This is a genomic window from Sphingobacterium sp. UBA5670, assembly GCF_002420705.1.
Lineage (GTDB): Bacteria > Bacteroidota > Bacteroidia > Sphingobacteriales > Sphingobacteriaceae > Sphingobacterium.
Window position 1 is genome coordinate 70,916 of the sequence record NZ_DIIM01000002.1, and the last position, 21,236, is coordinate 92,151.

Annotated in this window: 19 protein-coding genes; 14 read left to right on the forward strand and 5 right to left on the reverse strand. The window is 43.1% G+C overall.

The features are described 5' to 3' along the window. The gene (locus B3C94_RS01285) at positions 1-2,649 is read left to right on the forward strand and encodes a hypothetical protein (RefSeq protein ID WP_293897754.1); all 2,649 of its coding nucleotides are present in this window, start codon (positions 1-3) and stop codon (positions 2,647-2,649) included. A gap of 66 nt (positions 2,650-2,715) precedes the next feature. After that, complete coding sequence (locus B3C94_RS01290; protein ID WP_293897757.1) at positions 2,716-3,354, forward strand: GntR family transcriptional regulator; 639 nt, start codon at positions 2,716-2,718, stop codon at positions 3,352-3,354. A gap of 33 nt (positions 3,355-3,387) precedes the next feature. Here the strand turns inward: B3C94_RS01290 and B3C94_RS01295 are convergent, their stop codons facing one another. Beyond that, complete coding sequence (locus B3C94_RS01295) at positions 3,388-4,185, reverse strand: SMP-30/gluconolactonase/LRE family protein (protein ID WP_293897760.1); 798 nt, start codon at positions 4,183-4,185, stop codon at positions 3,388-3,390. 160 nt (positions 4,186-4,345) lie between these two features. Between B3C94_RS01295 and B3C94_RS01300 the strand changes: the two genes are divergently transcribed. From B3C94_RS01300 to B3C94_RS01330, 7 genes are read left to right on the forward strand one after another with little or no spacing between them, the layout of a single operon-like run. Then, positions 4,346-5,668: an aspartate aminotransferase family protein gene (locus tag B3C94_RS01300; protein ID WP_293897763.1), complete on the forward strand. Its 1,323-nt coding sequence runs from the start codon at positions 4,346-4,348 to the stop codon at positions 5,666-5,668. A 9-nt stretch (positions 5,669-5,677) separates the two neighbouring features. Then, positions 5,678-6,856 carry a galactonate dehydratase gene (gene dgoD / locus B3C94_RS01305; protein WP_293897766.1) on the forward strand — a complete coding sequence of 393 codons (1,179 nt, stop codon included), beginning with the start codon at positions 5,678-5,680 and terminating at the stop codon, positions 6,854-6,856. A gap of 16 nt (positions 6,857-6,872) precedes the next feature. Continuing rightward, on the forward strand, positions 6,873-7,640 hold the full coding sequence (locus tag B3C94_RS01310) for an SDR family NAD(P)-dependent oxidoreductase (RefSeq protein WP_293897769.1): 768 nt from the start codon (positions 6,873-6,875) through the stop codon (positions 7,638-7,640). Between the two features lie 2 nt (positions 7,641-7,642). Further along, positions 7,643-9,034: a hypothetical protein gene (locus B3C94_RS01315; protein ID WP_293897772.1), complete on the forward strand. Its 1,392-nt coding sequence runs from the start codon at positions 7,643-7,645 to the stop codon at positions 9,032-9,034. Beyond that, on the forward strand, positions 9,015-10,580 hold the full coding sequence (locus B3C94_RS01320; protein ID WP_293897775.1) for an SLC5 family protein: 1,566 nt from the start codon (positions 9,015-9,017) through the stop codon (positions 10,578-10,580). The genes B3C94_RS01315 and B3C94_RS01320 overlap by 20 nt, the downstream gene beginning before the upstream one ends. Positions 10,581-10,618: 38 nt before the next feature. Then, positions 10,619-11,830 (forward strand): M20 metallopeptidase family protein, encoded by a 1,212-nt coding sequence (locus B3C94_RS01325; protein ID WP_293897778.1) that lies wholly within the window; start codon positions 10,619-10,621, stop codon positions 11,828-11,830. Continuing rightward, a complete protein-coding gene (locus B3C94_RS01330) occupies positions 11,823-12,794 on the forward strand; it encodes a Gfo/Idh/MocA family oxidoreductase (protein WP_293897781.1) in 972 nt (323 codons plus the stop codon). The genes B3C94_RS01325 and B3C94_RS01330 overlap by 8 nt, the downstream gene beginning before the upstream one ends. A gap of 35 nt (positions 12,795-12,829) precedes the next feature. On the opposite strand, the gene B3C94_RS01335 is transcribed toward B3C94_RS01330, so the two are convergent. The 3 genes from B3C94_RS01335 to B3C94_RS01345 all read right to left on the reverse strand — a co-directional run bounded on the left by B3C94_RS01335 (position 12,830) and on the right by B3C94_RS01345 (position 14,974). Then, positions 12,830-13,507 (reverse strand): YiiX family permuted papain-like enzyme, encoded by a 678-nt coding sequence (locus tag B3C94_RS01335; RefSeq protein WP_293897784.1) that lies wholly within the window; start codon positions 13,505-13,507, stop codon positions 12,830-12,832. Between the two features lie 16 nt (positions 13,508-13,523). Next, on the reverse strand, positions 13,524-14,375 hold the full coding sequence (locus B3C94_RS01340) for a hypothetical protein (protein ID WP_293897787.1): 852 nt from the start codon (positions 14,373-14,375) through the stop codon (positions 13,524-13,526). Positions 14,376-14,482: 107 nt separating this feature from the next. After that, a complete protein-coding gene (locus tag B3C94_RS01345) occupies positions 14,483-14,974 on the reverse strand; it encodes a hypothetical protein (protein ID WP_293897790.1) in 492 nt (163 codons plus the stop codon). A gap of 731 nt (positions 14,975-15,705) precedes the next feature. Between B3C94_RS01345 and B3C94_RS01350 the strand changes: the two genes are divergently transcribed. From B3C94_RS01350 to B3C94_RS01370, 5 genes are all read left to right on the forward strand, one after another. Next, positions 15,706-16,518, forward strand: coding sequence for a hypothetical protein (locus B3C94_RS01350; protein WP_293897793.1), 813 nt, complete (start codon positions 15,706-15,708; stop codon positions 16,516-16,518). Positions 16,519-16,522: 4 nt separating this feature from the next. Further along, entirely contained in the window at positions 16,523-18,019 is a 1,497-nt protein-coding gene (locus B3C94_RS01355) for a nicotinate phosphoribosyltransferase (protein ID WP_293897796.1), read from the forward strand. Then, positions 18,009-18,791 carry an NAD(+) synthase gene (gene nadE / locus B3C94_RS01360; protein WP_293897799.1) on the forward strand — a complete coding sequence of 261 codons (783 nt, stop codon included), beginning with the start codon at positions 18,009-18,011 and terminating at the stop codon, positions 18,789-18,791. The genes B3C94_RS01355 and nadE overlap by 11 nt, the downstream gene beginning before the upstream one ends. Before the next feature lie 106 nt (positions 18,792-18,897). Beyond that, positions 18,898-19,809, forward strand: a complete 912-nt coding sequence (locus B3C94_RS01365; RefSeq protein ID WP_293897802.1) for a hypothetical protein — start codon at positions 18,898-18,900, stop codon at positions 19,807-19,809. Positions 19,810-19,812: 3 nt separating this feature from the next. Further along, a complete protein-coding gene (locus B3C94_RS01370) occupies positions 19,813-20,517 on the forward strand; it encodes an NUDIX hydrolase (protein WP_293897805.1) in 705 nt (234 codons plus the stop codon). A 136-nt stretch (positions 20,518-20,653) separates the two neighbouring features. Here the strand turns inward: B3C94_RS01370 and B3C94_RS01375 are convergent, their stop codons facing one another. Further along, positions 20,654-21,214 (reverse strand): hypothetical protein, encoded by a 561-nt coding sequence (locus B3C94_RS01375; protein ID WP_293897808.1) that lies wholly within the window; start codon positions 21,212-21,214, stop codon positions 20,654-20,656. Between the last annotated feature and the right edge of the window lie 22 nt (positions 21,215-21,236).

Here is a 21,236-nt window from a genome sequence, read left to right on the forward strand (position 1 = left end):
ATGGGTGCAAGGATATGGATAAAAGTTAAAGGTACTATGCTGGGGATCGCTTTTATGGCGATCCTTGGAACGTCCTATGGGCAGCAGGCAAAGGTTACTTCGATAAAGGGAAATGGACAACGCCTGCAGGTTCAGGTGGATATTCCGACGGCCGGTGTCTATACCTTGGTTTCTGAAGGCGAGGTTACCGATTTGGATAAAATTAAGGCGGCAGATAAAACAGGTATGATGACGCTGTATGCGATGATTGATGTTCGCGCTGCACGATCGACCAAACGGATCGTATTTGACAGCTTTAAAGGCGCGAAGCAAGATCTTGGTAAATTTTATTTTGAGAAAGGGAAGCAGATGATCGGCATGCAATTGCCAGCTTATTTTAAGATTAAAGCTGTTTCGATCAATGCCTTTGTGCCTCCAGTTGCGCCAGCTGCGGCAGAAAATTATAAATCAAAGATTGTTCCGCCTGCAGGTCACCCGAGACTATGGGTTAACAAAGAATCTTTGCCGGTCGTTAAGGCGCGGTTGGAAGAAGCGGAGCATCTAGAAGCTTGGGGGAAAGTGAAAACACTTGCGCAACAACCTGTTCAATTTATTTTTGATCCGAATAAGGAAATGTTTTACGATGAAAAGCTCGAACGTGCCATTGAATCAAAAGCGTTTTATTACCTCATGTCCGGTGACGAAAAAATAGGTAGGGAAGCGGTCAGGCTGGCAGATCAATACTTGACGATGTTGGAATTTGGGAATGTTTCCTATGGTGATATTACACGCGAGTTGGGTCGTGCAATTTATACGGGAGCATTGGTGTATGACTGGTGCTTCTCGTTGTTGGATGTACGCGTTAAGACCAATCTGCATAAAAATATGATGCGTCTGGCGCAGGATATGGAGATTGGCTGGCCTCCTTTTTTTGGTATCGAAAGTATCATCAATGGACATGGGAATGAGGCGCAAGTGTCGCGCGATTTGCTAGCAATGAGTATTGCGTTATATGATGAGGATCCTGTGCCTTACAAGTATACTTCGTATTCTATTTTGGAAGAGTTGGTGCCGATGCGCAAGTTTGAGTATCAGTCGCCGCGCCATAATCAAGGTGTTGATTATGGTGGCTATCGCTTTGGATGGGAAATGCATGGCGCCTGGTTGTATTATCGCATGCTTGGCTATCCGGTTTTTGACGATAACATCAAGAATATGCCGTATTACTGGTTGTATATGCGAACGCCTGACGGAAAAATGTTACGCGACGGGGATATGTTTAATGTAAAGTACAACAGCAGTGCTGATTTTTATTGGAAAAATCCGCAGACCATGTTGCTTTGTTACGCCTATTCAGGCAATCCGGTAATCAAGGCTGAGTTTGTCAAGCAGGGCGGTTTGCCCGACAATCCAATCTTGTTTCTCCTCTTGAATGATCCAAAATTGAAGCCGGATTTTGACCGAGAGAAAATGCCGTTGACCAAAGATTTTGGACCTGTTCTGGGATCTATGGTTGCCCGGACAGGTTGGAGTGAGGAGAAAGGTAGTTCGGATGTGGTTGCTGAGATCAAGGGCGGGGGCTATCATTTTGGCAATCATCAGCATGCTGATGCAGGGGCTTTACAGATTTATCATCATGGTATTCAGGTTGGTGATCTTGGTTTGTATCTTTCTTATGGCTCCCCTTATGATTTTAACTTTAATAAGCGATCGGTTGCGCATAGTATGCTTTTAGTACGTGATCCTGCTGAGCCGCTGTTATTTAGGACGAAAACAAACGATGGTGGGACTCGGTTTAGCCAGCGTTTTCCACGCACGGTTGAGGAGGTGTTAAGTGACTCCTGGTACCATACCGGAGAGATCAGGGCATCGGCATTTGGCAAGGATCCCATTCAGCCGAGCTATAGCTATTACAATATGGATCTAACGGCCGCATATACTGCTAAAGTAAAATCCTATGCAAAAAGCTTCCTGTTTTTGAATTTGAAGCGGAAGGATGTGCCTGCTGTCATTGTCTTATTGGATGAGCTTGAGACCAATGATAAAAAATTCGAACCCTACTGGCAAATCAATACGCTTGAAAAGCCTGTACGAAGTGAAACAGGTTTTGTGTTGACCAGTAAATTTAAAAATGTTGCTGGTGCTACCTATGTTGATCTGCTGAAGCCGCAATTAAAAGACTGTGCAGTGAAATTGTATTCGGGTGATTCTACTGCTTTTGTTTTTGGTGATCTTTATCAGGTCAAGTCTCCTTGGCCTGAGGCTAGGGGAACACGGATTATGGTTTCGCCTAAACAGGAAAGTGATCAGGTTAGTTACGCTTCGGTTTTTCAGATGACGGAGAGTGGCTCATCAAAATTACCGGTGTATGCTGAGGAAAAAGCGAATTATTACCTCATAAGAGTGGCTGATCGTTTACTGGTGGTGGCCAAACCAAATCAATATCTTAATGAACCCATTGAATTTGCTGTGCCGGGAGATCAATCGTATGAGGTTGTTGTGGTGGGTTTGAAAGATGGTTTCTGGAATATGAAAAGTTCATTAAAAAATAGTAGCTTTAATATAAATGTCCTGAAAGGGAATCATACAACCAGTTGGAAATCTAAAGCCGAAACTATTTATTTATCGCCAGGGAGACAGTATGGTGCCCAAGAAGGAAAGAATAATTAAAGAATACATTGTTTAAATTTTTTTAATGATTTTGTATTCTTATTTTTGCATAAAATTGTATACAATATGAAAGAGGATTCGCTTGCCTATAAAGTTTATTTAGAAGTACGTAAGAAAATTTTGTCCAGTCAGCTAGCTGGAGGGGCAAGATTGGTAGAGAGTGCTTGGGCGGATAAGATGACGGTGAGTCGAGTGGCTGTTCGTGAGGCTTTTATGCGGTTAGCAGGTGAGAGTCTAGTTGAATTTGGCGAAAAAGGCGGCTGCTTTGTGAAAAAAATGACTGTCGAAGATGTGAAGGATATTCGTGAGTTGCGTGAGCTGCTGGAGATAGGGGCACTGAAAATTCTTTTTTCAAAGAAAAGCAAAGAGCTTATACAGGATCTGGAATTGATCTGTAATGACTTTTCTGACATGGTCAGCAAGGGGTATTATGGTGGAGCGTGTGAGGCTGATGTACGTTTTCATGAGCGGATTATTGAGGGGACCTGCAATTCAAGATTAATTTCTATTTACAAGAATAGTAACATCCCCTTATTTCATATGAAACTCGGGGCTATTATGGGGCAGATGGAAGATTATCTGGATACAGAGAAAGAGCATCGGGCGATTGTGGATGCACTGAAAGCGGATGATTGGAATAAAGCCTATACAACCCTGGTACATCATTTGGATCGCGGAGAACAGGAAGCGCTGGAGCTGGTTTAATAATTTTTTTGGTTTTTATAGGGGGTCTATTGTTTACAATAGACCCTTTTTTGTGCTGTTCCACTGTAATAATTGTCCTTTTTCAGCTTCTGTAATCATAAGTCCCTGAATGCCTTTTGGGTCTAAAGCACAATTTGTTGGATTCTTCCCCGGTGTAGGTATTTTCTCGGTCGTCTTGTTTTTGGTATTAATGGATAGGATGTGTTGTGATCCATAGATAGCGGCATAAAGCTGGTTGTCCTGATCGAAAGCGATTCCATCTGGGCCAATAAGACCTCCTGTTTCTATGAATTTTTCGATGTTTTCCACCTGTTGTGTCAAGCTGTTCCAGTGCATTTTCCAGATCCATTTTGTGCCTGTTTCAGCGACAAAAAGCGTGCGCTTGTCTGCCGCAAAGGCCAATCCGTTTGGGTAAAAAAGGCCTGTGTGGATTTTCGTAAGCTCATCCTGTTTATTTAGACAGCATAGGTAGCCTGTGCCATCTTCCAGGTCATTTCCAGGACAGGTGAATAGTAGGTTTCCGTCGGTGTCAAAACATAAGTCGTTGGGCATTTTTAATGGCTTTCCTGCGATTTCTGTAACTATTGTCGTTGTGGTTTTGTCGAAGGGATCATAGCGACGGATGCTGTTTTGTTGTGAGTCGCAAAACCAAATCACTCCTTTCTTATCGATTGCAATGCCGTTGGGATGTCCGCCCACAGTTATCCTGCTGTGCTGATTGTCTTTGTAATAAACTAAGTTTCCTGCTTCTTTCTCCACAAGCCATATGCTACCCGCTCGGTCGAAAGCGGGGCCTTCTGGGAAAAGAAGTCCTTCAATGAGAATGTTCATTTTTAAAAATTTTAAAATTTATTTTAAATGTATACAAAAATATTGTAATTTGGTATACATAAAGTAATAGGTATTGAAATACATATTACTGATGACTGCAGCATGTTTAGCAGTCATCGTCCAATTATAACAATAACAAATAGCAAAACTTTTAATAGGCATGCAAGAAAATGAAAAATCAGCCGCAATACTGCGGGAGAATGCAAGATGGATACCTGGTGGAGTGGTATCGTTAAATCGAAAGTCAGATCCGAATATCTGCTTCGTCAAAGGAAATGGTAGTTTGGTCGAAGATATTGACGGGAATAGCTACATAGATTATCAAGCTGGATTTGCCGCATCCTTTTTGGGACATAATGACCCGGATGTCAATGCCGCCGTGTTACAGACATTGCAGGAACAGCAGGTATTGATGGGGGCTGGGCCAACTTTACTGGAAGGTGAGTTTGCGGAGCTTTTTTGTCAGTCTGTTCCTTCGGTGGAGAGTGTTCAGATTACAACGACAGGATCGGAAGCGACTTACCATGCGATCCGTATTGCCCGTGCGGTAACAGGGCGTGATCATGTGATTGTTATGCAGGGGGGCTACAATGGTTGGCATAACGATGTTGCCTGCAATGTGATCAGTCAACGTGCAGATGTGGGTTCATATCAAAGTCCGGGGGAATATCCATTCGATTCATTAAGTGCTGGCGTTCCCAAAAATCACAGCGATTTAGTACACATTGTCAACTACAACGATTTGGAAAGTGTGCTGTATGTGGTTCAAAAATATGATGTTGCCTGTATTTTGTTGGAGCCTATTCTGCAGAATATCGGTATTGTAAAGCCGAAGGAAGGTTACTTGGAAGGCTTACGCAAGATGGCGGACGAGCATGGATTTCTGTTGATCTTTGATGAAGTGAAAACTGGATTTAGACATGCGCTGGGAGGCTATCAGTCGATCTGTGGTATTCAGCCGGATCTTTCAACCTTCGGAAAGGCGGTTGCAAACGGCTACCCATTGGGTGTTATTGCAGGAAAGAAAAAATATATGGATTACTTTGTCGATCCTGATAAGTCGAAGCGCGTTATGATTGCCGGTACTTTTAATGCTTTTCCTTTAACGACTGCGGCGGCGATTGCAACATTGAAAAAATTAGGAAGCGCCGAGCATCGGGTTTATGAGCACGTAGATGCACTTGGTGCGCGTTTGGAGCAGGGATATAACGAAATATTTCCTAAATTAGGCGTACCATTTTATGTTGCACGTCAAGGATCTGCCTTCTGTACATATTTTATGGACCATGCGCCAGTCAATTTTCATGATATTTTGGATAACCACAACTTTGAACTGGATACCCAATATCGTAAAAAGCTTATTAAAGAAGGGATTTTCAATTTCCCGGCACCAATTAAACAAGGAAGTATCTCCTTTGCGCATACGGAGGATGATATAGACAGAACGTTGGAGGCAACTGAACGCGTAATAAAAAGTTTGTAAACCCTAACTATGAAAATAACCGCTATTGAAACCTTTGTATGCCATGCGCGCATGCGAAATTGGATTTTTGTCAAAATTATGACCGATCAGCCCGGACTTTGGGGCTGGGGCGAAGCCACCTTGGAATGGCATACGCAAAGTGTGGTCGGAGCAATCAAAGATATTTCTCAATTGTTGATCGGTGAAGATCCGCGTCGTATTGAATACCTGTGGCAGATGATGTATAGACAGCACTTCTGGCATGGAAACGGGATCGTTCGCGGTACGGCCATCAGTGGTATCGACATCGCTTTATGGGATATCTTAGGAAAAATTCACAATGTTCCTTGTCACGAGTTGTGGGGAGGTCGTGTACGTGATTATATCCGTTTGTATTGTCATTTAGGGGGAGGTCGAATGGAGGATTTTTATGAGACTGCTCCGGATGATGCCAAACGATTTGGTGATCTTGCACTAAAAGCTGTTGATGAGGGTTTTACCGCTTTTAAATCGATGGCTGTTCCAGAGACAATGTCCTTAGAAGGTCTACGCCCAATTAAATATGCTGAAGCTTGCGTGAAGGCGATGCGTGACGCTGTTGGCGATGATATTGATATTATGGTGGATTGCCATGCGCGGCCAAGCCCACGAATGGGGATGCAATTTGCGAAAGCATTGGAGCCGTATGGTCTGTATTTCTTTGAAGAGCCATGCTGGCCAGAGACCATGGAAGATATTGCCTTGATCCAACGTGCTGTCTCAACACCAATTGCTTCTGGAGAGCGTTTGATTGGTGTACATGCATTCCGGGATATGCTCGAAAAGCGTGCTGTAAGTGTTATACAGCCAGATATTACCCATTGTGGCGGTCTGACTGAAGCGCGTAAAATTGGAGCCTTGGCCGATGCGTATCGGGTATCTATGGCACCACATAATCCACAGGGACCCGTGAGTACGGCAGCTTCCATTGAACTGGGGTTTGCAACACCATCCTATATTATTTGTGAAAGTGTGCATAAGGACGTCGAATGGCGCCAGGATGTGGTTACCGAAGGATTTACGGTGCAAGAGAAAGGGCGGATTGTTCGTCCGAATACGCGCGCTGGTTTGGGCATTGAAATCAATGAAGCAGAGGTAAAGAAGCACCCTTTTCAACAGGAAATATTACAGCGAACCTTCTATAAAGACGGTAGTGTAGGGGATTGGTAGTCTAAAAATAGCGATAATGGAGGAATATAAGAATAAAGTCGTATTGATCAGTGGGGGGCTTGGTGATATCGGAAGGGCCATGGCTGAAGCATTTTTGACCCAGCAGGCCATTGTATGTATCTCGGATCGGTTTGAACCTCATGTGGCTAGAGCGCGGTGGCCCTTGTTGGATGACGCTGGAGCGAGCCTATTTTATGATCAGGTCGATGTGGCGGATGGTAGACAGGTGGATGCTTGGGTGACACGGATAAGGCAGGAGCTGGGGGCAATTTCCATCTGTATCGCGAATGCCGCATGTGTCACGATTAAAAATTTCAGCTCGTTAAGCAATGAGGAATGGAAGAATGAAATGGCCGTTAATCTCGACGGTTCATTCTTCTTGGCGAATGCCTGTGCGAAGTCATTTGTGGAGACTGAGCTTGCAGGTTCGATCGTTTTTATGGGTAGCTGGGCCGCACATGCCGTACATCAAAATTTACCGGCCTATAGTGTCTCTAAGGCTGGCCTGCGTATGCTTTGCCAGGCCATGGCTCTTGAATATGCAGCATATGGAATTCGTGTCAATGAGATTGCGCCGGGCTATGTCAATGCGGGGTTAAGCAAAGTGGTCTGGTCATCGAATGCTGAACTTCAGGAGCAGGCAAAGGCTGTGGTGCCGCTTGGACAGATTATCGAAGCCGAAGAAATTGCCAAGCAGGTCCTTTGGATCTGTTCGGACAACTGTAAACATATGACTGGCACGGCTGTCGTAATGGATGGCGGCCTGTCCTTGATAAGACCTTAAGCATGAAACAGAAGGAGCTCTTAAAAGAAACAACAGGTAGTCTGCTTGCACAGTTCGGGCTTAGTCAATGTGATATTACGCCTCCTATCGGCATTTATTCACGTAATTGGGGCGCGGCTGCTTTTGATCAGGCAACCGCTATTCACCAGCCTTTGCTCATGCATTGTTTATACATGCAACCGGACGATGGCTTGCCTGCGATCCTATTAACAGCCGACTTAGGCTGGTGGAAAAATGCAGCTGATGAACAGAACTTGCGCTTAGCGCTGCTCAGTCATTTTGACCTGGAAGAATCCCAGCTTATTTTTGCACTGTCACATACGCACGCCGGGCCGAGTATCTGTTCGGCAGATGTAGGGCAGCCTGGAGGTGAACTGATTTCGCCCTATCTTGAATTCCTCAAACAACAGGCGATATCTTGTGTTGAAATGGCACAAAGTGGGCTGTTTAACGGAAGTCTAACCTGGAGTTATGGTGTATGTGATTTGGCCAGTAATCGCGATCTGGAAGTGGACTCGCAATATCTAATTGGTTATAACCCATTAAAAGAAGCAGATACAACCTTGTTGGTTGGACGCTTATATGATAAAACTGAAAGCTTAAAGGCAGTCATCTGTAATTATGCCTGTCACCCGACGAGCTTTGCCCATGAGAATGACTTGATTTCTCCGGATTTCGTCGGGGAAATGCGAAATACGGTGGAGCGTGTGCTGGCAGTTCCTTGCCTTTTTTTACAGGGGGCCTCGGGTGATCTGGCTCCGCGCAGACAATATGTAAAGGATCCGGCACTTGTAGAAGCCAATGGACGGCAGCTGGGCTATGCTGTTCTCGCTACTTTGGCCCAAGAAGTGCACGGTAACAAAAATTGGGTTTTTAAAGAGCCGTTGATTTCTGGGGCGCCACTGGCCTGCTGGGGATTTCAGGAACAGATTGCTTCGGCCGATTTTAAACAAAATATATTATCAGTTAGCGTGCCTTACAAAAAGTTGCCTCGTCCGGAAGCAATTTTAGAGGAGTATGAAAACTGTACGGACCGTGTGATGAAAGACCGTCTATGGCGAAAATATAATACCTGTAAATCTATCGGTGACCAGCAGGAAGCAATTATTCCGGTGTGGATATGGAAAATGGGGGATGCGGTTTTGGTGGCACAGGCCAATGAAGCCTATTCCTGTTACCAAACGGAGGTAAGAGCTGAATTTCCGGATTATACAATCGTTTTTATCAACATCGCAAATGGATATGTTGGTTATCTCGCACCAAAGGAGCTCTACGATCAGAATATTTATGCGGTTTGGCAAAGTCCTTATGCCAGCGGAAGCCTTGAAATACTTATTGAACAAACGAAATTAGGAATTCAAACATTATTAACCGATGAAACTCGATTGGATTGATGTCATTATTTTTGCCGTATATATTATTGGTATAGTTGTATTGGGGCTGTACGCATCGAGAAAAAACGCCAGCTCGAAGCGTGATTATTTTTTAGCAGGTGATAAGTTGCCTTGGTGGATGATCGGAGGAAGTATCATCGCCGCAAATATCAGCAGCCATCATCTCGTCGGTGCTATGGGGGCTGCCTATAGCCGCGGTTTTGTCGCCATAACTTTGGAATGGGGGGCAATTTTAATCGGTTTTAATGCATTGCTATGGATTTTTCTGCCTTTTTACATTCGCAATGGTTTCTATACAATTCCTGAATACCTCGAAAAAAGATACGGGAATGCAACCCGTGTGCTTTATGCTATCTTGATCCTGTTTACTTATGTATTCGTAGAAATTGGGGCCGTTCTTTATCTGGGAGGCCTGTCGCTGCATGCTTTGTTCGGTATTCCTATTTTATACAGTATTTTTGGAATGGCAATTTTGACCGGTTTATATACCGTATTAGGTGGACTAAAAGCGGTGATATGGACAGAGATGGTACAGCTTGTCATTTTGGTGCTAGGAGGCATCGTTTTAACTTTTGCAACCATTGATGCAGCAGGAGGTTTTCAGTCTGTGGTAGAATCCTCCAAGGATTGGAAAATGTTTTATCCCGCATCTGATCCTGATTTTCCTTGGACCATGTATTTAGGCGGATTGTTGTGTATCAGCGTGTTTTATTGTGCTACGAACCAGTTTATTGTACAACGCGTATTGGCGGCAAAAAATGAATGGCATGGGCGTATGGGAGTTATCTTTGGTGACTATCTTAAATTTTTGGTTCCTTTGATTATTACTATTCCAGCATTGGTTGCGCCCAAATTTCTGCCACATCTCGATCAGCCTGATCTACTGTTTGCAACACTGGTGGAGACCCTATTGCCTAAAGGTCTGGTTGGATTGGTGATGGCGGGATTGATCTCGGCCATCATGTCCCATATTTCAGGGGCGATCAATTCCTGTACAACGATTCTGACGGTTGATATCTATAGCCAGTATATTAATAAAAATGCCAGTGACCACGAAGCGGTTCGCTTTGGTAAGCGGTCGGGAGTGGCCATTATTATCCTTGGAATCATGAGCGCGGTTGTGCTGATCAGTTATTCGGATAAACCTGTTTTTCTTTACCTCATGAACCTCTATGGTCTTTTTACACCGGGCATCGCAACGATGTTTCTAATGGGCGTTTTCTGGAAAAGAACGACCTCACAGGGGGCTTTGACCGCAGGTTTACTGACAATTCCGCTTTCATTGCTTTTGGAATATGCATTGCCGGAAATGCCGTTTTTTAATAGGACCGGTATTGTATTCTGGACCTGTATGATTGCTTGTGTGGTGGTCAGTTTATTGACACCGGCGGTTGCAGAAGTACGGTTGAAAAACCTGGTACTCACAAGCGATTCTTTTCAGGTGCCGGATCAAGATAAAGCCGCTTATCGCGGGTTTCGAAACCCTACCTTATGGTGGTTAATTATAACCGTGTTGGTGCTGTACTTTTATGTACGTTATTTTTAGCTTAACTTGTTGCAGGATTTATTTTTTAAACGCATCAAATGAAGGAACACATGCTGAACGAATTGCACGAAAAAATTGAACATATTTTTCCAGGAGTTGTTGAAATACGCCGTAACATCCATCGGAATCCCGAATTATCTTTTCAGGAGTTTGAGACGAGTGCCTATATTCAGCAGCAACTAGCGGCGTTGGATATACCCTTTGAGCTGGTGGCGGGTACAGGCGTCGTTGCTGTATTGACCGGAGAAAAATCTCTTAGTGATGATATTGTGGTCTTACGGGCTGATATAGATGCTTTACCAATAGATGAACAAAATACGGTCAGTTATAAGTCCGAAAATAAGGGTGTCATGCACGCCTGTGGCCATGATTTTCATACGGCTAATCTGCTGGGTGCGGCATCCATCTTAAAGGATTATAAAAAGGAGTTTTCCGGTAAAATTGTGTTGTTGTTTCAGCCTGCGGAAGAAAAAATACCGGGGGGTGCGATCCAGATTTTGGAGTCGGGCATTCTCGAGTCTTTTGGCGGTACGATTAAAGCTGTGTTGGGTTTACATGTTAGTCCGCGTGTCGCTGTCGGAAAAGTAGGCTTACGTGCAGGGCGTTTTATGGCGTCAAGTGATGAGTTTTATTTTACAATCAAAGGCCGGGGTGGACACGCTGCAGAACCTCATCGCGCTATTGATCCAATTATGATAGCGGCGCAGCTGCTGACTACATTGCAGCAGGTTGTCAGCCGAAAAGCCAATCCCGATGTCCCTTCTGTATTGACATTTGGACGTTTTATTGGGGATGGGGCGGCCAATGTTATTCCCGAGGAAGTAAGATTAGCCGGAACATTCCGTACAATGGATGAAGCGTGGCGCAAGGAGGCGCTGGAAACGGTTGCGGAAATAGCAAGTACACTTCCTGTATCGCTAGGTGCAAAGGTAGAAATTGAAGTACGGCACGGTTACCCTGCACTTTATAATGATCCTGCATTAACACAAAAAGTCAATACAATTATTGCGGAGACGATGGGGAGTGATGTGCCGCAGGAACTGGAGATCTGGATGGCAGCCGAAGATTTTGCCTATTATTCTTATCGTTACCCTTCGCTGTTTATGTTGATCGGAACAAATAATGAGGATTCTTCAACCCAATATGGACTCCACAACCCACAATTCAATTTAGATGAAAAGGCTTTCGAAACATCCATAGCTGTTTTGGTCAATGCAGCTATTTCTCTTTTGAATGAATCCGATGAATAGAAAAAAATTCCTGATGTCCTTTTTTGCATTTGGACTATCCTATGCCGTTAATGCGAATAACAAGGTGTTCTCGAGACAAGAGAACGTAAAAAAAATAGGAATCATCGGACTGGATATTACACACGCCGTTGCTTTTACAAGAGCGATTAATACGGCTGCCAGCAATCATCCCTATGGAAAATTCAGGGTTGTTGCGGCTTATCCCTATGGAAGCAAAACAATCCCTTTAAGTATCGAGCGTATTCCGAAAATTACGCAGGAGGTGAAGCAGTTTGGTGTTTCTATCGTATCGAGCATTGCCGATCTATTGAAAAAAGTAGACTATGTGTTTTTGGAAACAAATGATGGAAATCTTCATTTGCAGCAGGCGCTTGAAGTGATCAAAGCTAAAAAGCCTTTATTTATCGACAAACCTGTTGCCAATTCTTATTCGGACGCTCTGAAAATTTTTGAAGCAGCAAAAAAGTACGCTTGTCCTGTTTTTTCCTCAAGCTCATTACGTTATATTACTGGACTTCAGGAACTGGATCGAGCGAATATCGTTGGAGCTGATGTTTATTGTCCTGCGGTAACCGAACCTTCCCATAAAGATCTGTACTGGTATGGCATCCATGGGGTGGAAATGTTATTTGCTTTGATGGGGCCTGACTGTCATGCTGTACGGACTATTCAGGAACAGCGTACATCGCTTTATGTCGGTGAGTGGGGAGACGGAAGGATTGCTTCGCTGCGGGGGATACGTGAGGGAAAGGATGATTTTGGCGGGACCGTATTTTTAAAGGATCGGATTGTGCACCTGGGACAGTTTATGGGCTACGGCCCGTTGCTGGATAAAATCCTTCCATTTTTCGAAACGGGCGTAAGTCCGGTGGACGAAAAGGAAACCTTGGCAATATGCGCATTTATTGACGCCGCCGAAGAAAGTAAATTAAACGGTGGCAAGGCAGTTCTGCTTCAAAAATAGAGGCGGCGGTTTCAAAAATAAAGGAGAAAGTCTGCTTAATAATTACTCGCCACCGTAATCAACAATGGACTATTAAAGATTGAGGCGGGGGATATGACGGTTTCGTTTAGGGGAACAGTATTGCCATAACGCTCTTTGAGCTTAGTTTTCACTTCAGGACTGGTTAAATCAAAATCCTGTAGTTTTTCAAGTTTCCCAACTTCAATGCCTGCTCCGCGCTGGTATATTTTCCAGATCAATTCGGAGCAATAAATCTTATCGTCTGACCATTCGAATGTCGCATCGTAATTTTTGCCAATAAAATTTTTACCGATTGCTTTCATTTTAGCTAATGTCGAACTGGCCAGTACCTGGTTTGCATTTTTGAGGCGTTTGACCGCGTAATGCTGCTGTTCGCCACGCGCAATCCAATGTTCCAGCTTCGTTACAGTTACAGGCTGTACGGCTTCCAGCACGTAAGGTTTGCCTCGCTCGTAAAAAATAATCCCACAATGGGAATACGGAGAACGCGTTGCTAATTGGATCGCCTTGCATTGCGGTGAAATAGAAGACTGAAAGATCATATCCCCATCATTGAACAGCGGTAATTTTGAATGAGTTTTCGATTGCTTGGAAACCATTGGCTTTTTTTGCGCATGGACTGGTAGCGTCAGTGCTGCTGAGGTCACAAGATAACTAATAAGGGATATGGCGTAAATAAGTGTTTTTTTCATCGGTCAGTTTATCTAATTAATGGAATAGTTTGATGATTTTCTCAGACTTGGTTCTTTGGGCGAGCTGACTTGCAGATAGCACCTCGGATTCATATTGGTATACGTTGTCCGTCGCGGCGCCTTTCTGTAAAAGATAATCTATGGCTATTTTGTTTTTCATTAGAATGGCTTTTCCAAGTAATGTGCATTTTGTGAAGCTATAATCCGCTTTAACTTCATCTATACCCAGCCGGTTCAGACTATTTAAAGAAACATGACGGATAAAATCCATGTCGTTTTTTTCTATCGCGGTCTTCAGTACTTCGAAGTCATTGAATTGTCTATTTCTAGTCAGAAATAAGCGGTAAAATTGTTTGGCAATCGCGTACTGCCCCTTTTCTAAAATCCGATGAATGGCATTGTTACTAAATTCCTCTACAGTGGAAAATCCATGCAGCTGACTAAAAAATAAAAGTATATTTTCAAAAGGGAGCTTGGTCACTTCCAGTTGCTGCAGGCCATCGAGATCATTCGTGTCAAACAGAGCCTCCATGTGCTTTAGGCTATCCATCGCCATCGTGCGAACTACCGGCTGAAAGGCCGGTGGCCAGCTTGAAGATTTAAATACAACAAATCTGTTGTCGGTAATCTTATAATTGGCGGAAATGGGAGGAGTATCAAAGCTAATGATCGTTATTGCCGTATCGGATAGCTCATAGTGCTTTGATCGGAGATGCTCTACCGTTGAATTTGTAAATACCGCGTTTAAATCAACCTGAATTGTGTTGATTTGATTCTTCCCGGCCGATAAATTGTAACAAAGTAGTCCTTGGTCGTTGATGTAGAAGGGCAGTCTGTTGCCTGTCTGTTGCTGTGTATCAAACACCATCCTGTTTTGGGAAGAAAAAAGCACCATTGGCAGGAATGATAGCCAACAAAGTAGGCAAAGACCTGGTTTTAGCCATTGGCGATTAATAGGATAAAGTGTCCGCATAATTAATCGTGGTACTGTTCTAAAAACTGATTGATCTGATTGGTTATACCGAAAGATTCTGTTTCCAATAAATTGATTTCAGCCTGTATCTCGGTTGTCGTTGGTGATAGCGTGAGCTTTTGGTAAACCTGAATATCCAGTTCCAAAACAGCTAATTGCAGTGCTAAAAGATGCTTGCCCTCGGTTGTATTGAGCTGCAGTTCATTGAAGGCATGCTTTAAACGTTCTAGTTCAGCAATTGATTTTTGAAAGTCATTTTCATCGGCCTTGCCAAAGTTTGGATAGGCTTCTCCCAAGGTACGAAAAGCATCGAGGTATTCTTCCTCGGACATTTCATAAATATTCGAATAGAGCATATTGTACGCATCGATGGCGTCAAAGGTCTCCGCATCCATTAAGTCTTCGCGATAGTCCTCGACCAACTGTTTGATGTCTTGAGATTCAATTTGTAAGATTGACTCAATATCCTGTTTTATAAGATTGGCTAATTCCATGCTTTATGCTTAAGTAATTCAAAATTCTTTGTCAGCACATTTTTGTGGGCTGACAAAGAATTTTGTGACTATGGTATAGACAAAGATCATGTTTTATCGTAAAATTTCCATCCCTATAATCAGCTAATTTTTATTGAAACTGTCTTTCTGTGTTTTTTTATTACCGAAGTATCTCCTATAAGCGTGTAAAGTAGGTAATTCCAGCGCATTTTTCTGTCTGCAGTCAGGATTTTTCTTTCTGTCGTCCATCAAAAGAACAACGGGAAACTGTAGCAGTAAACGGTAATCAGATAGGGGGCAAATTCTGCCTTTTGACAATGCTTGTTCAGTGATGGCTCAGTGATGGCTCAGTGTAAACTGAATAATCATTGACTTTTTACTGTCTAAATATTGATTAAAAATTGTTTTTAGGTAATATTTGGTACCCATGTGTTTCGGGTTTATATCTACCTTGATTATCCATACGTTTCAAACCGGCCCAAATAGTACTCCTTCGTTGTCCGGAGCGGAGTAGCTAATCACAAAATCAGATTCATGGCTAATATGTTGAAATGTTGGCGGAGTAGTTAAGTTATACGATCTTTGTTAAATTATTTAGCTGATTTTCAATATGATCCGTATTGTTTCGAAGTTTATGAGTAAAAAGTACTCAATATGTTTTGCAGGCTTAAATTTAATTCTCATATTTGTTGAGTAAAAAGTACTCAACAGTAGAAAGCAAAATTAAAGCTATGATTGTATTAAATAAGCATCAGATAGTCACAGAGCAATTTCCAAATGGGGAGACAAAAGTGAAAGATTTTGATCAGTTGATCTTAAAGAACAATCTCATTGAATTTACCTATCAGGAGGATGGGGATTTAATCCGCTTGCTTTTTGTCAAAAAGCGATTGGACGAAGTATTCTCCGAATCTTGCCGCTTACTGATCCGTTATATGCCCTATAGCCGTATGGATCGTAAAATTGAAGGCGATTTGTTTACCTTACAGTATGTGGCTGATTTTATAAATAGTTTACAGTTTGATACGGTATCTGTTGTCGAGCCACATTCCAATGTGACGTTGGAGCTACTGGCGAACAGTGTAGGGGTTTATCCGGCATTGGACTGGTTGCCACAATTAATGGAAAAACTTGATTTTTCAGATCAAGATCGGATTGTTTTTCCGGATAAAGGAGCCGCGGCGCGTTATATCAATAGCGGCTATGAAAATAGCTGTGTTTTTGAGAAGAAGCGGAACCCGCAAACAGGCCGAATCGAGGGGATGGAACTTAAGACTGGAGATATTCCGCTCGGGGCAAAATGCATTATTGTCGATGATCTATGTTCTGCAGGTGGAACCTTTCTCTGGGCAGGGAAAATTTTGAAAGAAATGGGCGCCAGTGCGATCTATCTTTTGGTTACACATTGTGAACCTCGCATTTTTAAAGGCGCATTGTTGGATGATGATTCACCGATATCCTGTGTTTTTACCACCAATTCAATGATGGATACCGTCCATCCTAAAATAAATTATATCAACTTAACGAATGAGCACCATGTTTAAATCGATGAACGAAAATCCAATGCTTTGGACAGATGGTTATAAATTGTGTCATAAGGATCAATATCCGGATCATACACAATGGGTGTATGAGACTTGGACACCACGGATGTCCCGTATAGAAGGGATTAGTCATGTTGTTTTCTTTGGACTGCAGGGGGCGCTGGCCGAAATCACCAATTCATTTGATGTGCACTTTTTTGCACAGCCGGAAGAAGAAGTTGTCGCTGCGTATGAGGAAGCGATCGCATCTGTTTTTGAAAATACAAATGCTAATTTTGCCTCGACTCACGAGTCGAAACATATCCGCGACTTGCATCGATTGGGCTATCTTCCGATCAAAGTCAATGCGTTGCAGGAAGGTAGTTTGGTACCCGTTGGTGTGCCGATGTTTACGATCGAAAATACACATCCAGATTTTTTCTGGTTGCCTGGATATCTCGAGACACAGCTGTCTGCTTATATCTGGTCATCGATGACTGCGGCTACAATAGCGGATCAGTATAAAAGATTATTGACGGGCTTTGCGGAGAAAACGGGTGACGTTAATAAAGTGTTCACACAAGCCGGAGATTTTTCCATGCGCGGCATGGGTTCTCCCGAAACAGCTTATCGTACAGCTGGGGGACATCTATTGAGCTTCGGAGTCTCGGCTACGCTTTCTGTCAGAGAGTATCTGAAATCCTATTATCATGCAAAAAGTGATGTGATGATGTATACCCCATCTACGGAGCACAGCGTGATGTGTTCCTATGGAGAGGACGAAGTGGAAGCATTTCGGCATCTGATCACCAAGGTATACCCAAGTGGAAATATCTCCATTGTATCGGATACCTATGACCTCTGGCATGTGGTCGATTATGTATTGCCACAGCTGAAGGATCTTATTATGGCAAGAGAAGGTAAGGTCGTCATCCGACCCGATAGTGGCGATCCGGTAAAAATTATCTGCGGTGATGTGGCATCTGATCGCAGTACTGTTCAGAAAGGTATCGTCGAAGGTCTATTTGAACTTTTTGGCGGCACGATCAACAGTAAGGGATTTAAGGAGCTGGATCCACATATTGGCGTGGTTTATGGAGATTCCATAACGGTGGATAGGGCCGATAAAATCTGTCAAGGACTGTTCGATAAAGGCTTTGCTTCCACCAATACCATATTGGGAATAGGTTCTTATACCTATCAATATGTCACACGCGATACGTTTGGTTTTGCATTGAAAGGAACTGCCGAAATTGTGAATGGAGAATTTAAAGCAATTCAGAAACGTCCGGCTACAGATACCGGAAACTTCAAGAAGTCCCAAAAGGGCATGGTGGCTGTTGTATTCGAAAATGATGAATTTCGTTTAATAGACAACCTGAACCCACAAACTGTAGCTGAACTGGAAAATAGAAACTTGCTGAAAGAATGTTATTTGAACGGTGAATTTATTCACACGTCTAGCTTTGAGGAACTAAGAAATAGATTAAAAACTGAAACAATTCGAGTATATGGGAAATAGCGTAAACAAACCGTTTTTCATCCAGGATGAAAACGTAGCACAGTATGCACAATTAATGGCATCCTGGATTGCTCAGCAAGTGAAATCGGCCGGCCGCAAAGGACTTGTATTGGGAATGAGCGGTGGTATCGACTGTAGTGTTGTGGCTTGTTTATGCCGGCTTGCACAAGTAGATGTGCACTTGGTCATGATGCCCTATGGCAGTGATATGAATAATAGTAAAAGTCACCAGCATGCGATGGAGCTTATTCAGAAGTTTGATTTTCCCTATCATGTATTTGATATTCAACCCGCAGTCGATGCCTTGATGATCCAGCGAGAGGAGTTTATAACGGAAGCCACAGCAGCAAACAGAGCCTTGAGTCTGGCCAATATCCGTCCACGTGTGCGGATGACCTATTTGTATCAATTTGCGCAGCTGGGAAGCAGATTTGTTATCGGCACAGGTAATATGGCTGAAGCTACTGTAGGTTATTTTACGAAATGGGGCGATGGAGCCTACGATCTGAATCCGCTGGCAATGGTCACGAAACAGGAAGTGTATACATTGGCAAAATACCTGGGCGTACCCGAATCTATTCAGTATAAAAGTCCGTCTGCAGGTCTTTGGGAAGGGCAGACAGATGAAGATGAACTGGGGATGACTTATGCTCAAATCGATGGCTTTATTCTGAGCGGTACATCGGGTGACCTTGCGATAGACGAACTTATTCGTAAGCGTAGGGAACAATCTGCACATAAGTTTGCTGCGGTACCTACTTTTAAGGGGTAGTTTTAAATGCTTAAGAATACTAGTTCAAGCGCGCTCACTTAGAGCGGACCGCAAAGACAACTAGCATTTTAACGGAATAAATACTGACTTAAAGAAAATGAATAGCATGAAAACACCATTTGATCGGATTGTCGATGTGCAACATATTGCCAGCGGCAAAAGTGATAATATACCGGCAATGCTGGCCTTGGCACAAGAGGAGCAGGTCCGGCCTGCCGCTTTGGACGTGAAACGGACGCTGCTTTTGGCGATAGATGTTCAGAACGATTTTATGGAATCTATTGGGAGCCTTGCGGTCAATGGTTCCAAAGCTGACGTACAGCGTCTAACACAGTGGATGTACCGCAATTTGGGATCTTTGACACAAGTGATGTGCAGTCTTGATTGTCATTCGATGATGCAGGTTTTCCATGCCGACTGGTGGCTGGATACGGAAGGAAATCATCCGGATCCATTTACCATCATTCGCTATGCGGATGTCCGCGACGGTATATGGCGTGCTGCCAATGGCAATACAGCCTTATCGCTGGATTATCTCCAGCATTTGGAATCTGAGGGGAAAAAACAATTGTGCATCTGGCCATACCATTGTCTGGAGGGAACCTCGGGTGCACAGCTCGAGAGTCAATTTACCAATATGCTCTATTTTCATAGTGCTGTGCGTCAGGTAAAACCGATCTTAGTCCATAAGGGACAGGATCCGAATACCGAGATGTATGGTATTATTAAAGCCGAATATGATGATAATAAATTTGTAAACCATGCCGTACTTGAAGCAATACGTACATACGATGCTATTTATATCGCGGGCGAGGCTTCAAGCCATTGCGTATTGGCTTCGGCAGTACAGATTTTGGAATATTTTGAACATGATCGGTCAATTACCTCCCGTATTACCTTATTGATAGATTGCATGTCGCCTATTGCGGGATTTGAAGAACAAACCTTACAGCAGTTTGACGCTTTAAAAGAAAAATATGGGATACAGACCAAATTGTCAACCGAAGTAAATTTGTAGTACATGACAGTCTCTGTGAAAAAATATGCATACGAGTATCCGAGGCCAGCAGTTACAGTTGACTGTGTGATTTTCGGTTTTGATAAAAACCAGCTCAAGGTATTATTGACCAAAAGGGCAATAGAACCTTTCTTGGGAAAATGGGCGTTTCCTGGCGGTTTTATCCAGGAAGAAGAAACAGCCGATTGCTGCGCGATTCGTAAGCTGCAGGAGGAGGCCGGCCTCCAGGATATTTTCCTTGAACAGCTTTATACGTTTTCAGACTTAGCACGTGATCCACGCGGAAGAGTAATTAGTATAGCTTATTACGCCCTTGTTAAGCCTGAAGCATATGTATTGGAAGCAGGGTTGGACATTGAAGCGGTAAAGTGGTTCGGCATTGATGAAAACCTGGACCTCGCTTTTGACCATCAACAGATCTTGAGCGTCGCGATCGAAAGACTGAAGGGGAAGATACGTTATCAGCCGATCGGTTTTGAGCTTTTGCCTGAACAGTTTACTTTGCCCGATTTGCACAATTTGTATGAGACCGTTTTGCAGCGGTCAATTGACCGGGGAAACTTTCGAAAAAAAATCCTCAGCATGGGTTTATTAATCGATCACAGCGATAAGCAAAAAGATCGGCCTGCCAGGGCAGCGAAGATCTATAGTTTTGACAAAGTAAAATATCAGGCGCTTACTGAATCAGGTTTCTATTTTGAAGTATAGGTTTTAACGACCTGAGCAGGCGGTAATGAAATTAGCTACTGCCTGCTTTGATTTCTGTCGGTTTCTTTTAAGATTTATGCCAAGATTTGGGACAATTTATTGCAACACGTTATTGTTAGGTCGCGTCACGTTAAGGCTAGCCCTGAAAATCACCACAATCGTGGATTTCGAACTGATCAATCAAAGCTTTCTGTGTGTAATATTTTGAGATACGTTTATTCTTTAGCAAAAGAGAATCTCCCTTTATTTTTAATTCAAAAATAGGCTCCTTCTCAACTCGCTTGAAGATAAATTCATTGTGCGGGGTCTTTATGGTTAAGCCTGCATCGTTGCTGTTGGTGGTAAACTCTCTAATCTGATAGATTTCATTAGAATCACAGACATTGACAAAATGAAAGACATCCTTACTCAGTGTAATCTCTGCAAGATCGCAGGCATAGCAGATTCCTGAGAATTCAATGCCATATTTCTTAAAACTATTTTTGCTTTCCGGCTGAAGAATAGCAATGGGATAGAGTTGCTTGAAGAGCGCAAGGTCGTCATCGGATAGGGATGTTATCTCTTTTTGTTTCTGTATGGAGTCTATGCTCGTGGTGCTGCTGAATGCGGTAACTGATTTTTTCGCCTCATTCTTTTGTTGACAGCTAAAAAACAATGCTATGCAAGGCAGAAAAATAGTCTTTATGGTTAACTTCATCGTTGATTTTTTTTAGTAATAA